Annotated in this window: 11 protein-coding genes; 9 read left to right on the top strand and 2 right to left on the bottom strand. The window is 73.3% G+C overall.

The genetic code is table 11. The features are described from left to right. The first annotated feature begins 59 nt into the window (after nt 1–59). The 6 genes from ABD481_RS30955 (at nt 60) to ABD481_RS30930 (ending at nt 7,172) form a co-directional block, all read left to right on the top strand. Nucleotides 60–1,364 (top strand): alginate lyase family protein, encoded by a 1,305-nt coding sequence (locus tag ABD481_RS30955; protein WP_344669344.1) that lies wholly within the window; start codon nt 60–62, stop codon nt 1,362–1,364. Between the two features lie 177 nt (nt 1,365–1,541). After that, nucleotides 1,542–2,234: a GntR family transcriptional regulator gene (locus ABD481_RS30950; RefSeq protein ID WP_425559333.1), complete on the top strand. Its 693-nt coding sequence runs from the start codon at nt 1,542–1,544 to the stop codon at nt 2,232–2,234. A 40-nt stretch (nt 2,235–2,274) separates the two neighbouring features. Beyond that, complete coding sequence (locus ABD481_RS30945; RefSeq protein ID WP_344669343.1) at nt 2,275–2,814, top strand: GNAT family N-acetyltransferase; 540 nt, start codon at nt 2,275–2,277, stop codon at nt 2,812–2,814. Between the two features lie 20 nt (nt 2,815–2,834). Next, nucleotides 2,835–3,365, top strand: coding sequence for a putative immunity protein (locus ABD481_RS30940; RefSeq protein WP_344669342.1), 531 nt, complete (start codon nt 2,835–2,837; stop codon nt 3,363–3,365). 189 nt (nt 3,366–3,554) lie between these two features. Continuing rightward, nucleotides 3,555–4,727 (top strand): glycoside hydrolase family 88/105 protein, encoded by a 1,173-nt coding sequence (locus tag ABD481_RS30935; RefSeq protein ID WP_425559332.1) that lies wholly within the window; start codon nt 3,555–3,557, stop codon nt 4,725–4,727. Nucleotides 4,728–5,021: 294 nt separating this feature from the next. Continuing rightward, nucleotides 5,022–7,172, top strand: a complete 2,151-nt coding sequence (locus ABD481_RS30930; protein ID WP_344669340.1) for a LuxR C-terminal-related transcriptional regulator — start codon at nt 5,022–5,024, stop codon at nt 7,170–7,172. A gap of 53 nt (nt 7,173–7,225) precedes the next feature. On the opposite strand, the gene ABD481_RS30925 is transcribed toward ABD481_RS30930, so the two are convergent. Both ABD481_RS30925 and ABD481_RS30920 read right to left on the bottom strand, forming a co-directional pair. Continuing rightward, nucleotides 7,226–8,071 (bottom strand): methyltransferase, encoded by an 846-nt coding sequence (locus ABD481_RS30925; protein ID WP_344669339.1) that lies wholly within the window; start codon nt 8,069–8,071, stop codon nt 7,226–7,228. 278 nt (nt 8,072–8,349) lie between these two features. Continuing rightward, the gene (locus ABD481_RS30920; protein ID WP_344669338.1) at nt 8,350–9,702 is read right to left on the bottom strand and encodes a preATP grasp domain-containing protein; all 1,353 of its coding nucleotides are present in this window, start codon (nt 9,700–9,702) and stop codon (nt 8,350–8,352) included. A gap of 192 nt (nt 9,703–9,894) precedes the next feature. Here ABD481_RS30920 and ABD481_RS30915 point away from each other — a divergent pair, with 192 nt between their 5' ends. The 3 genes from ABD481_RS30915 (at nt 9,895) to ABD481_RS30905 (ending at nt 14,326) form a co-directional block, all read left to right on the top strand. After that, entirely contained in the window at nt 9,895–11,193 is a 1,299-nt protein-coding gene (locus ABD481_RS30915; RefSeq protein WP_344669337.1) for a hypothetical protein, read from the top strand. Between the two features lie 131 nt (nt 11,194–11,324). Further along, nucleotides 11,325–11,612: a hypothetical protein gene (locus ABD481_RS30910; protein WP_344669336.1), complete on the top strand. Its 288-nt coding sequence runs from the start codon at nt 11,325–11,327 to the stop codon at nt 11,610–11,612. Between the two features lie 281 nt (nt 11,613–11,893). After that, complete coding sequence (locus ABD481_RS30905; RefSeq protein ID WP_344669335.1) at nt 11,894–14,326, top strand: protein kinase domain-containing protein; 2,433 nt, start codon at nt 11,894–11,896, stop codon at nt 14,324–14,326. Nucleotides 14,327–14,334: the final 8 nt, after the last annotated feature.

Here is a 14,334-nt window from a genome sequence, read left to right as displayed (position 1 = left end):
TCCAGATTCGCGTCCCGGGCCGTTCCCTTCCATTGATGCCCCAGCTCAGGAGTCTCCCTGTGAAGAAACGCCGCCTCCTCCTGGCCGCGACCGCCGCCGCGGCGGGCACGCTGCTCGTCCTCGGTCCTCTGACCACGGCCGCTTCGGCGGCGCCCAAGCCCCCGAAACTGCCAAGACTGGCCGTGCCGCACACGGTCCTGCTCGACGGCCCCACGATCGCCGCCGTGCGAGCCAGGATCTCCGTGGGCCACGGTACCGCTGCGCAGACGGCCGCGGTGGCCGCGCTGGTGCGGACCGCCGAATCCGACCTCACCGCCGGACCCTGGTCGGTGATGGACAAGGCCGAGATCCCGCCGAGCGGCGACCGGCACGACTACATGAGCCAGGCCCCTTACTGGTGGCCGAGCCAGCCGATGACGCCGGACAACCCGCTGGGCTGCCCCTACATCCAGAAGGACGGGCAGCGCTATCCGGGTGCGGACGCGATCACCGACCACACCGAGCGCGGCGTGGCGTGGAACGCGATCCGCGATCTGACGCTCGCCTGGTACTACACCGGGCGCGCCGACTTCGCCCAGCGGGCCGAGCTGGACGTGCGCACGTGGTTCACCAACCCGGCCACGGCGATGAACCCGACGCTGGCCTACGCCCAGGGCATCCCGTGCCAGACGCCGGGCCGGGGCACCGGCATCATCGAGTCCTCCGACCAGATCGTGGACGTTCTGGACGCCTTCGCGCTGCTGGACGCCGGCGCGCCGGGGTGGACGCACACGGACCACGCGAAGTTGCAGAGCTGGATGACCCAGTATCTGAACTGGATGCTGACCAGTACGAACGGCAAGGACGAAGAAGCCTCGACGAACAACCACGGGTCGTGGCTGGACCAGCAGGACGCCGCCATCGCGCTGTACGTGGGGCAGCGGTCGCAGGCGGCGGCGATCGCGCAGTCGGCGAAGGCGAACCGGATCGCGGTGCAGATCCAGGCCGACGGCAGCCAGCCGCTGGAGCTGTCGCGGACGCGGTCCTGGCACTACAGCAACTTCAACGTGACGGCGCTGTGCCGGCTCGCGGAGGTCGGACGCCATGTCGGAGTGGATCTGTGGTCGTACACGGCGCCGGGCGGGGGTAGTCTCAGCAAAGCGGTGGACTACTTGATCCCGGCCGCGGAGAACGGCCCGAGCTCCTGGCCGTATCAGGAGTTGGGGACGTTCGACCAGACGCTGGCGCTGTACGAGCTGCACGCGGCGGCGTCGGAGGCGCACGACGGCGCGGCGAGGGCCGCGGTGAGACTGGCGCCGGCGCAGGGCGGGACCGATCTGTGGCCGGTCGAGCCGGACTGCCAGGCGACGAGTTCGGCGGGGTGAGGCCCGCCGCCGCATCGCGTCCGACCGCGTCCGACCGCGGCGGCGAACGCTTGACCGGATCCGGGACCCGCTCCTAGTCTCGTCGGCGGATCGTATATCAGATCTCAGCGACACCGGTCTCCGCCGGCTCCGCGGCGGGCGGCCGGTGTCGCCGCCGTCGTCCTTGGGGGAGCCGCCGTGCCGGAGTCGTTCAGCCCGTCGACCAGCCCGTCGGCCCGCCCGGCGCTGCCGCGTCCGGGCGCCCTGCCGTCCCGCTCGGAGTCGGTGCTGGAGGCCATCAGGCATCTGATCCTCGTCGGCGACCTGCGCTCCGGGGCGCAGCTGGTGGAGACCGAGCTGGCCGAGCGGCTGGGGGTGTCGAAGACGCCGGTGCGGGAGGCGCTGCGGACGCTGGCCGGGTCGGGGCTGGTGACGATCAGCCCGTACAAGGGCGTGACGGTGCGGATCGTGGACCGGGAGCTGGCGCGCGCCGTGTACGACATGCGGCTGCTGGTGGAGCCGGTGGCGACGGCCCGCACCGCGGCCTCCGGCCAGGGCGACTGGGCCGCGGCCGCCGCGGCCCTGGACCGCGCGGACGCCGCCGCCGACGGCGCCGAGCGCTCGCTGGCCAACCGCGCCTTCCACCGCGCCGTCTACGCCGGCTGCGGCAACCCGATCCTGGTGAAGGTGCTCGACGAGCTCCAGGACCAGACGGCGCTGGTGTCCAGCATGGTGTGGAGCACGCTGCACTCCTGGGAGCAGGAGGCGGCCGAGCACCGCGCGATCCTGCGGGCCTGCGAGGCCGGGCAGGCCGAGGCCGTCCGGGACCTGATGCGGGGCCACATCAGCTCGTTCGTGGCCCGGAGCTTCCCGGAGAATGAAGCACTCTGAATCCGGGTGCCCCGCTCCCGCGCGGATGCTTCACTGAAGCATGCGCATCGAGCTTGCCGTCGACGGCCATCCCGTCACTGTCCGCGACCTGGAGCCCGCCGATGAGGACGGTGTCCTGGCCCTGTTCATCGCCTGCGAGGACTGGTTCGTCGCCGCCACCGGCCAGCCCTCGGCCCCCGGTGACGTCCAGAGCGCCTTCTACTCCCTGCCCGAGGGCTCGGACCTGGACGACAAGGTCCTGCTGGTCATCGAGACCAGAGGCCGGGTCGTGGGCTTCGTCGACGCCGTCCGCCGCTGCCCCCACATCGCCGCCGTCTCCGTCGGCACCTTCCTGATCGACCCCGACTACCGCCGCCTCGGCATCGGCCGCGCGGCCGCGCAGGCGCTGTTCAGCGCGGCGAGCGACGCCGATTTCGCCCAGGTCAACGCGCACGTGGTGGACGGCTGGAGCCCCGGCCGCAGGTTCTTGGCGGCGCTGGGCTTCTCGTTCTCGGCCCCGCGCCGGCCGACCACGGCGATCAACCGGAACCTGGCGCCGGGCGAGGACCGGGCGGTCGTCCCGGCGCTGATCTCGTTCTGACGGTCCAGCAAGATGGAGCCATGGCAACCGAAGCGGCCGAGTTCGTTCTGAGCATGGAGGATCTGCGCGAGGTCACCGCCTTCGCCGAGGCGTGTGCACAGGAGGCGCTTGAGATCTTCGAGGCGGAGCGGCCGGACGATACGCGGCCTCGCGACGCGGTCAACACCGCCCGGGAGTTCGCCAGCGGCGGAAAGCGTGGGAAACCGTTGCGCGATGCGGCTTGGGCAGCGCTCAAGGCAGCCAAGGAAGCGGACGGCGCCGCAGCCGAGGCAGCGCGGGCGGCGATGGCGGCGGCGGGCGCCGCCTACTTGCACCCTTTGCCGAACGCCACCCAGGTCAAGCACATTCTCGGGTCGGCAGCGCACGCGGCCAGGGCGGCCGAGCTCGCCGCCGGTGACGATCGAGCCGTCGGCGACGAATGGGTCACGAAGGCGGCGCACCACGCGACCCCAGTCCTCGTCGACGTGCTCAAGCGCTATCCGGTGGCGCCGACCGGCGGCGGACGCATCGGCGAACTGACCCGCCTGTTGGACGCCGCCCTCCGCCGCTGAGCGTCCATCCGTGCGCGCTTGCCTCCGCTCGGCCGGCCCTTCGGTATACGAGCGCGGCTCGACATCCTTCGCCGTGAGCGCTCACGGGCCTCGAAATCCCATGAGTTAAGAACCTTGACACATTATCGCAGAGCTATTAGATCGTATATCGTACGGCACCTCCCCGAGGCATCGAGAGGATGCGGCGTTATGCGAAGACCCCTTCGGAGAGTTCTGCGAACCCCCCTGGTACTGGCCGTCTCCGCGGTGTTGGCGTGGGGCGGAGCCGGGACCGTGAACGCACGGTCCGCGTCGAGCGGAGCCGCCGCCACCGACTGGTCGGTGGCGGTCGTGCACTCGACCATGAAACGTTTCACCGCTTCGACGATCGGCGGCTGGTCGTATCCGGTCGGGCTGTACCTGTACGGCCAGTACCAGGTGTATCTGCGGACGCACGACGCGTCCTATCTCGCCTACCTCAAAGCGTGGGTCGATCGGTTCGTCGCCGCCGACGGCACGATCAATCAGAGCTTCGACAGCCTGGACAGCATGCTGGCCGGGCGCCTGCTGGTGATCCTGCATCACGAGACCGGGCAGGCGAAGTACGCCGTCGCGGCCGCGACCATCCGCAAGCGGCTGGACACCTATCCGCGCACCGCCGACGGCGGGTTCTGGCACGCCGACACGTCCTCGCGCGCGCATCAGCTGTGGGACGACGGCCTCTACATGGTCGTGCCGTTCCTGCTGGAGTACGGCAAGGAGTTCGGGGACTCCGCCTACACCGACGCCGAGGCGGTCAAGCAGCTCACCGTCTACGCGAACCACTTGCAGCAGCCCGACGGCCTTCTCCAGCATGCCTACGACGAGTCCAAGACCGCCGGCTGGGCGAATCCGGCCACCGGCCTGTCGCCGGAGCAATGGTGCCGGGCCAACGGGTGGTACGGCATGGCGCTGGTCACCGCGCTGGACGACGTACCGGCCACCCAGCCGGGACGCGCCGCGCTGATCAGCAGCCTGACACACTTCGCGGCGGGCCTGCAGCGGTATCAGGACCCGGCGTCGGGCCGCTGGTACCAGGTGATCGACCAGCCCGGCGCGGCCGGGAACTGGACCGAGACCTCGTGTTCGAGCATGTTCGCCTACACGCTCGACCGCGCCGCGCGGAAGGGCTACATCGACGCCGGCTACACCGCGGTGGCCCAGAAGGCTTACAACGGCGTCCTGGCGCGGATCTCCCTCGGCACGGACGGTATGACGAATCTCACCACCATCTCGGTCGGGACCAACGTCGGCGACTACGCGTACTACATCGCCCGGACCAAGGCGACCAACGATTTCCACGGGTTGGGGTCGTTCCTGCTGATGAGCGAGGAACACCGGTGAGCCGGCGGGGCCGGGCGCGGTGGGAGCACGCCCGGCCCCGCCCCGGTGCAGCCACCGGTCGGGAGCCGGTTCGGACTCGGTTCGGACTCGGTTCGGACGCCGATCGGATGCTGATCGAGCACCGATCGGGCGCCGTTCGGACACTGATCGGACACCCTCAGCGATTCCGGCGTCATCCTGAGTAGCCGTCGTGACCCTCGGTGCGATAGTCTTCACAAGAACTGAACATTGGTTCACACGACATCGGTCTGCCGCGCTCGCGCCGGAATCAGGCCTCTGATCCCAGGGGGGAGCATGCGGGGAGCTCTCGGCTGGGCGCCGACCCGAGCCCGGCTGCTGCCGCCGGACACCACCGACTTCACGGGGCGGCCGGCCGAGGTGGCCGCGCTCACCGACTCCGGCTCCTTCCCCCCGCACGCCGCCGCGCTGTTCGCGGTCACCGGATCCGGCGGGACCGGGAAGACCGCGCTGGCGGTGCGGGCCGCCCGGCTGGTCGGCGGCGCCTTCCCGGACGCCCACCTGTACGCCGACCTCGGCGGCTACGTCGGCACCCCGGCCCCGGTGCCGGACGTGCTGCGCCGCTTCCTGCGGGCGCTGGGCGCCGACGGCCCGCTCCCGGACGATCCGGACGAGCTGGTCGGCATGTTCCGGACCGCACTGGCCGGCCAGCGGGTGCTGATGGTGCTCGACGACGCCGCCGACGAGGCCCAGGTCCGCCCGCTGCTGCCGGCCGGGCCGGACGCGCTGGCCATCGTCACCAGCCGGAACTGGCTCGGCGGGCTGGCCGGCGCGGTGCCGCTGCGGCTGGGCCCGATGCCCGAGGCCGAGGCGGCCGCGATGCTGGCCCGGATCCTGGGCGCGCGCTGGACCGGCGAGGAGGACGCCACCGATCTGCTGGCGCTGTGCGGCCACCTGCCGCTGGCGATCCGGATCGCCGCCGCCCGGCTGCTGTCCCGCCCGCAGATGACCGTCGAGGACCTCTGCGACCAGTTGCGCGACGAGGGCCGCCGGCTGCGCCGGCTGCGGGCCGGGGACATCACCGTGCACGGCGTCCTCACCTCCTCCTACGACGCCCTGGAGGCCGGCGACCGCAAGGTGTTCCGCCGCCTGGGCCTGCTGCGCGGCTACGACTTCTGCGCCGAGGCCGCGTCCCAGGCCGCCGGGCTGGCCCGGGACGAGGCCCAGGAGGCCCTGGACCGGCTGACCGACCGCAGCGTGGTCCGCGCCGAGGCCGCCCCCGGCCGCTACAGCCTGCACTCGCTGGCCCGGCTGTTCGCCGCCGACCGCTTAGCCGCGGACGAGGACGCGGCAGACGTGCGCGCCGCCGAGGCCCGCCATCTGGAGTGGGTGCTGAACCGGCTGCACACGGCCGCGGACCTGATCAATCCGTGTCTGGTGCGGCTGCCCCGGGACGGCGCGGCGCACCCCGGCGGCGCCGCGCGCACCGACGGCACGGCGCTCGCGGACGGCGCCGGAACGCGGGGGACCGGAAGCGGATCCGGCTCGGTCGCGGGTCCTGGCTCAAGCCCAGCCTCAAGCCCCGGCTCAAGTTCCGGCTCACGCTCACGGTCGGGATCCGGCTCACGTTCCGGCTCAAGTCCCGACTCGGGTTCCGGCTCGGACTCCGGCTCGGACTCCGGCCCCGGCTCCGAAGCGGACGCCGATCCCGGCCCCGACCCGGCCGGCGGACCGGCCGAGGCCGGCCCGCCCGGCCCGACCAGCCGCGACGCCGCCCTGATCTGGCTCGACGTCGAGCGCCACAATCTGCTCGCCCTGGTCCGCCACCACCGCCGCAAGGGCGACCAGACCGTGTGCTGGATCGTCTCCGACGCGCTGCGCGGCTATTTCCACGCCCGTCGGAACCTGCGCGAGTGGACGCGGATGGCGGGCATCGGACTGGCCGCCGCGCGGCACGCCGGCGACCTGCGCGCCCAGGCGGCGATGCACCTGAACCTCGGACTGGCCGCGTATTCCGGGGGCCGGCTGGACCAGGCCGAGGAGCACTACCACCGCACCGTCGAGCTGGGCCTGGGCACCGGCTGGCGCGAGGGCGAGGCCGCCGCGTACCGGAACCTCGCGGGCGTGGCGCTGCTGCACGGCGATCCCGCGGCCTCGGAGAAGTACCTGTCGCTGTGGGCGGATCTGAATGCGGTCCTGGGGCAGTGCCCCGACTCGGCCGCGGAGATCGCGCAGTGCGCCGCGGACCTGGGGGACGCCGAGACCGGCGACTGGGAGCGCCTCAGCCACCGGGAGCAGACCGTGGCCCGACTGGTGGTCCAGGGGCTGACCAACCAGCAGATAGCCAAACGCATCCGCTGCTCCCCGGAGACGGTGAAGTTCCACCTGCGCAACATCTTCCGGAAGCTGGAGATCGGCTCGCGGGTGGAGATCGCCCGGTTCGTGCTCTCCCCGGGGCGGGCCGCCCCGCCGGGAGTCGGGGTCTGAGCGGGCGCGGCGACCGGTGCCGCGGCACCGGCAGCGGCCGCCGCGGTCCGTGCTCAGCCCGCCACGATCTCCAGCAGGCTGACCTCGACCCCGATCCCGCTCAGGGCCCCGCCCTGGCGGCGCCAGGTGCGCAGGCCCAGTCCCAGCTCGTCGGCCATCACCTGCAACCGCTCCAGGTTGCCCAGGGTGTTGAAGCCGAGGAACAGGCGGCCGCCGGGGGTGAGCAGACGCGGGCCCTGGCTCAGATAGCGGCGGTGCGTGGCGTAGTCGCGGTCGAAGAAGGCCCACTGGAGCTCGTCGAGGTACTCGAACTCCGCGGGCGCGTCTATGACGTTGGAGTTCCAGTAGACGACGTCGAACCGCTCGTCGGGCCCGATCTCGGCGAACAGGTCGCTCTTGAGCACCCGCACCCGGTCGGCGACGCCGTGCCGGGCCGCGTTGGCCTCGGTGTTCGCGACCGCCGCGGTCGCGATGTCGACCGCCGTGACCCGGGCGCAGCCGGACAGGGCGGCGGTCACCGCGGTCACGCCGGTGCCCGAGCCGACCTCCAGGAACGAGCCGCCGGCCGGATAGGGCAGCCATTCGGTGAACGCCTGCGTGGTGATCGTGTGCACCGGTGCGAACACCCCGGGCATCAGGGTCCAGGTCCGGCCGCCGAGCTGGAACTCGTCGGGCCGGCCCTCCAGGGCGCCGTGGCGGAGGCGCAGTGCGGCGCCGGCGGCCATCACGTCCGATGCCGGATCCGGATCCGGGCCCGGGCCCGTCCCCGCTCCGGAATGCTCCGCGTACTCCCCCGCGTAGTCCCGCCCGTACTCCCGCTCGTACTCCCGCTCGTGCTCCCCCGCCTGATCCCCCGTCGGATCGGCCTGCCCGCTCGCCTGCCGTCCCTCGATCGTCATGCTGTTCTCCGTCCCGTACCGCCGGCGCGGGCCCGCTCGGCCCGCCGTCCCTTGTTCGAGGATGAACATCAGGGCTCTGATTTGCAAGTCCGGGTCACGGTCCGGGTCCGGGCCCGGGCCCGGACCCGGGGAACGCGAATGCGCCCGGGCGCCGGTCCCACCAACCGGCGCCCGGACTCGGCCGCCATCATGCGACCCGCCACCTGCCACGGCGGCCGCTCATCGGTCGGCTCGGCGGTCACCGCCGGTCGGCACCGGCCCGCCCTCCCGACCCGGTCTCACCCCGCCGGCGCCGCCGCGCCGAGCGCCGTCAGGGCGCCGGCCTCCAGCTCGCCGGCGTGCGCGTGGTCCCGGCCCACGGCCAGGAACTGCCCGGACGGCCCGGCCGGCCCGAACACGCCGGCCGGGCCCCGGACGCCGCCGACCGCGCCGTCCCCGGCGCCGAGGGCCGCGCCGAGGTCGTCACCGGTCAGCAGCACCCCGGTGCGGGTCCGCGGGTCGAAACCCAGTCCCTCCCGCGCCAGCACCTCCTCGGCGGCGCCGAGCGCGGACCACCGCACCCGGTCGCGCACGATCAGCACCCTGGTGTCCAGATAGTCCGTGCCGACCGCCAGCCGGGCGACCGCGTCCAGATGCGTCGCCGCGGACAGCCCGCAGGTCAGCCCGGTGAACAGCACCCGGCCCGAGGGGGTCAGCGCGGCGTCCAGGCTGCCGTACCCGATGTGGCCCAGGTCCCGGACCGTCGCCATCACCTGGGTGGCCTGGCCGATGAAGTCGGCGAGGTCCGGCACCAGCTCCGGGCGCGGCGGGATGACCAGGGCGTCGCGCGGCGCGGCGGCCGGGGCGTGGCCGTGAAAGAGCACGGACACCCCCTCGGGGGCGGCCAGGAACTCGATGTGGAGCCGGCCGCAGTCCAGGATGTAGTGCTCGACGACGACCGGGGACGCCTCGTCCCCGCGGTAGCGCCGCCAGTTCTTGTCCAGGTACTCGGCCAGGGTCTCGCGGTCGCCGATCGCGACCGTGGTCCCGGCGTCGGCGCCGGGCCGACCGCCGACCGGCACGATGAGCTCGTCGGCGGCCCCCGGCTCGCTCCCGCGGCCGGTGCGCACCAGGGCCGAGCGGCCCCCGCACAGCAGCCGCCAGACGAAGTCCTCGGCCTCGCGCGGGCCGGCGCAGACGCGGCCCTCGGGGATCGGGGTGGCGGTGCCGCCGGCCACCGCCCGGAACTGCGAAGGAGTGCCGACCAGCCCGCCGTCCTGCTCGGCGGGGTCCGCGGCGGCGCCGGGCGGTCCGTCCAGGCCCGCCGCACGGGCCAGGCGATGGACCGCCGCGTCGCCGCGGACCGGGAGGACCCGGTCCACGCCGCGGGCACCCGCCAGCATCCGAAGCTCCCCCACGAAGCCCGGGACGGCGAGCCGGTCGTCGTCGAGCCACTCGGCACCCTGACGTCCCGCTGGGGGGACCGCGATCCGGGGCTCGCCGGCCGGCAGAGCGGCGAGCCGCCGTACCCGGTCCAGGAAGTCCCCCGTCGGATGCGACGGCAACACCACCACGTCGCCGCTCCGGGCGAACCACACCACACGGTGTGCGAACGGCCCGGGCAGCCGGTTGCCGATGACGAGTGAGCTCATGGCCTTCAGCCTGGTCGCGGCGCCGGGGCGGGACAACTGCCCGTTGGGGTAGGGCGCCGCGGGCCGGCCCGGCGGCCGGGCCGGGGTGATCACCTACCCGAACGGGTGGGTATGAGGGCTCTGCGATTCTGCCTAGAGTCGTGTCGCGGCGCCGGCGCGCGGCCCGGTGCGGTACGAGGTGGGGGGCGGCTCATGAATCCACGGGTGGCGGTGGTGGACGGCGTCGGCGGCGGCCGGTGGCTGACCCGCGAGCTGACCGACCGCGGCGCCGACTGCGTGCACGTCAAGAGCCGGCCGGCGCTGGAACCGTATCTGGACAGCGGCTTCCGGCCCGACGAGTACGCCCTGGACCTGGGCTACGACCACGACGTCGGCCGGCTGGCCACCCGGCTGGGCAACCTGGGCGTGGCCTGGGTCGTCGCCGGCCACGCCGGCGGCGCGGCCACCGCCGAGACCCTGGCCCGGCTGACCGGGCTGCCCGGCGACGACCCGGACCTGGCCGAGGCCCGCCACGACCGGCAGGCCATGGCCCGCCGCCTGTACGAGGCCGGCCTGGACGCGCCCCGCGGCTGCCTGGTGACCGCGGCCGACCAGGCCGTGGCCTGGTTCGCCGACGCCGAGCTCGGCGCCGTCGGGGCGGTGGTGCGGCCGGCCGACGGCGCCGGGGCGGGCACCGACCGCGCCCGGTTCTGCGCCGACGCCGCCCAGGTGCACGCGGCGGTCTCGGCGCTGCTGGGCACCGGCGGCCCGGGCGGCTCCGCGAACGTCTCCGCGACCGTGTTCGGCGGCGCGCACCACAGCGTCCTGGTCCAGGAGCGGCTGGCCGGCGCGGAGTTCGTCGTGGACACCGTGTCGATCGACGGCGTCCACCTGGTCGCCGACACCTGGCGCCGGGTCAAGGAGGTCCGCGACCTGGCCGCCACCGGCACCCCGATCTCCGACTTCGAGGAGCCGGCCGACCCGGCCGCGCCGGAGGTGGCGGCGATCCACAGCTACGTGCTGCGCGCCCTGGACGCCCTGGGCGTCCGGCACGGCGCCGCGCACAGCCGGGTGGTGCTGACCGCCCGCGGCCCGGTCCTGGTCGACCCGGGCGCCGGGCTCGGCGACGACACGCTGCCCTGGGTCGCCGAGAAGTTCCTGGGCTACTCGACCGTGGGCCTGCTCGCCGCCGGGATCCTCCAGCCCCGCGACACCCTGCAGCGGGCCGCGCGGCTGCCCGAGCGCTGGCCGGAGCCGATCCGCCGGGTGGCGCTGATCAACCGGCGTCCGGGCCCGGTCCGGCCCTCGCCGCAGTGGGCCGGCGCGCTGGAGGCGCTGCCGACCGCGGTCGCGGTGTCGGCGGCGGCCGGCGCCGGGATGGAGCTGCCGGTGACCCGGGGCCCGGGGACCTCGCCGGGCTTCGTCTACCTCAGCGCCCCGGACCCGCAGCTGATCGAGCGCGACTATCTGACGATCCGTGAGTGGGAACAACAGGGACCTTACACCGGGTAGCCGGACCGGTCGCGCACCAGGGCCGGCGGGGCGGCTGGTACCCGCCACAACGCGGGGCGGGCGCCGTTTGTCGCTCCGAACAAACCCGCGGCGGGCGCGTGACGCGGCGGCGCGCGCGGCGTTTTCCAGGCGTGGACATCCAGGAAGCCGACATCGCCGCCATGGGCCGGGCCGAGCTCGAGGAGCTCATCGACCGCGCGGTGCGCCCGGACGTGCCGTTGCGGGTGTTGTTCGCGGCCCTGGACCGCTATACGGAACTGTTGCGGCCGGTGCTCGACGACGAGGTCGAGGACGGGACCGGAACCGGAACCGGAACCGACGGCGCGGCCGGGGCGGAGGTGCCCGCCGGGGTCGGGCGCGCGGCCGGGGTCCAGGGCGCCTCGGGCGCGGCCGGGCGGGCGGGGCTGCCAGGTCCCTGAGGCGGCGCCCGGACCGATCGCAGAATCTTGCGCGTGGAGGCCATGACACATCACTGACGCGAAGCTGTCGGTGTGTCAGCTCCTCCGTCGGGCCCGATCTCCGTTCACGGAGATCGGGCCCGATGCACGCGGTCAGGTCTCGATTCTGCAATACGTTGACGTCGAGTCGAGCCGATCTACTAGGTTTGCGGAGGGGGTTGGGGTGATTCCTTCCAGGCGGAACCCCTATCCTGCTGTCCCGGATTCGGGGATTCGACATCGATTTCAAAGTGGGGGTCAGCATGCAACCGCTGGACGCGGGGGATCCGACACGCATCGGGCCTTATGCCATTCTGGGCGTGCTCGGCAGCGGCGGCATGGGCAAGGTGTACCTGGGCCGGTCCACCGGCGGCCGGACGGTCGCGGTCAAGGCCGTGCGCCCGGAGCTGGCCGACGACGCCGGATTCCGGATCCGGTTCCGGAACGAGGTGGAGGCCGCCAAGTCGGTGTCCGGGGCGTTCACCGCCGCGGTCGTCGACGCCGACACCGAGGCGCCGGTGCCGTGGTTCGCCACCGCGTACATCGCCGGCATCTCGCTGGGCGACGCGGTGCAGCGGCACGGGCCGCTGCCGGAGCCGGCGCTGCGGACGCTGGCGGCCGGCCTGACGGAGGCGATATCGGCGATCCACCGCACCGGGATCATCCACCGGGACCTGAAGCCGGCGAACGTGCTGCTGGCGCTGGACGGCCCGTACGTCATCGACTTCGGCATCACCCGGGCCACCGAGGGCACGGCGCTGACCACCGCCGGCACCGTCATGGGTTCGCCCGGCTTCATGTCCCCGGAGCAGGCCTCCGGCATCCGGGTCGGGCCCGAGACCGACCTGTTCTCGCTCGGCGCGACGCTGGTGTTCGCCGCCACCGGCCGCAGCCCGTTCGGCGACGGCCCCACGCCGGCCCTGCTCTACCGGGTGGTCAGCACCGACCCGGACATCACCGGGGTCCCGGACTCGCTGCTGGACATGATCCGCGCCTGCCTGAGCAAGGAGCCGGCGCGCCGGCCCACCACCCAGCAGATCGCCGACTACCTGGCCCACAACGCCCCGGCGCCCACCACCGGCGGCTGGCTGCCGCCGGACTACACCGACGCGATCGTGGCGGCGAGCGCCGTGATGACCCACATGGGCACCGCCACCGGGCCGGCCGGGCACCTGAACCCGACCAAGCCGGAGTATGGGCCGAACCAGGGCTATGGCACCGGTCCGAATCAGACCACTCCGCCGCACGGCGCCTACGCGCAGCAGTACGGCCCGACCGCGCAGAGCGGGGTCATGGGCGTGGGCCCGGGGCCGAACGGCCAGGGCGGGCCCGGGGGTCCCGGCGGCGGCAAGCTGAGCCGGCGGGCGCTGGTCGGCCTGGTCGGCGGCGGCGTGGTGGTGCTCGGCGGCGGGACCGCGGCGGCGATAGCCCTGTCCGGGGACAAGAACTCGCCCGTGGCCGACCCGACCACCTCCTCGGGGCCGACCACGGCCGGTTCCAGCGGCCCGACCTCGGGTCCGCCGACCTCCGGCGGCTCCTCCTCGGCCGCCGCGCCGACCACCGCCGACACCGCGCCCACCACGACCAACCCGCCGTTGCAGGACCCGAACAACCCGCCGCAGACCACGATGGGCGGCAACCAGGCGGCGACCTCCTGGACCGCGCAGACCACGGACCAGATCTGGGGCACCGCGCTGAGCAAGGACGTGCTGCTGCTGCTCGGCACCGAGAAGACGCACGGCCTGAACATGCAGGGCCAGACGAAGTGGCCGGACATCGACTGCGGCTCGGGCACCGTCGGCATCCTGACCGCGCTGGAGGGCGACACCGTCTACACCAGCGGTATGAACCACGTCGGCGACGAGCCGGTGTACGCGATCGACATGGCCACCGGCAAGGTCCTGTGGACGCTGCCGCAGGCCGACCGGCAGTGGTCGCCGCAGGGCGCCGCGGGCGTGCTCGGGGACCAGATCATCATCACGGCGAACATCAACGTGCAGGGCGACGGGGTGTTCGCCGTCGACAAGAACAAGCACACGCTGCTGTGGAAGGCGAACACCCCGAAGATCGGCTCGGTGCACGTCCCGCCGAAGGGCAACCTCATCTTCGTCGGCGCCAAGACCGCCGGGAACGACAACACCAACACCATCACCGCCCTCGACGTCACGGCGGGAGGCAAGGAGTCCTGGCACTACGACCAGAAGTACGGCGTGTTCGGCTCGGCCGGCGAGGACTTCTTCGCCGCCACGGACAAGTTCGTCTTCATCGGGGGCCAGAAGCTCACCGCGCTGAACATCGCCAACGGGACGCTGGCCTGGGAGGCGAAGATCGGCGACCCCGACGGCTCGCCGAGCCTGGTCAACATCCCGATCCTGGACGGCAAGGGCCGGGTCCTGGTCACCGCCGACGAGTACCTGGCGGCGGTGGACGCCACCACCGGCAAGATCCTGTGGCAGGCCAAGGGGCCCAACCAGTTCCAGATCGACAGCCCGTTCGCGGCCGCCGACGGCAACGTGTACTGCGTGGACTACAAGGGCACGCTGTACGCGGTCGACGCCAGCAGCGGCGCGCCCAAGTGGCTGTACGCGAACGCGCTGCTGGCCAGCCAGTCGCCGACGACGATCACCGCGGGCAACGGCAAGGTGTTCTACACCGCCGGCCAGGCGGTCATGGCGTTCAACGCCACCGGGAAGTAGGCACTCGG

Source organism: Catenulispora yoronensis, assembly GCF_039531695.1.
GTDB lineage: Bacteria > Actinomycetota > Actinomycetes > Streptomycetales > Catenulisporaceae > Catenulispora > Catenulispora yoronensis.
Note: the sequence above shows the minus strand (reverse complement) of the source record. Positions and strands in the feature narration are given on the sequence as shown.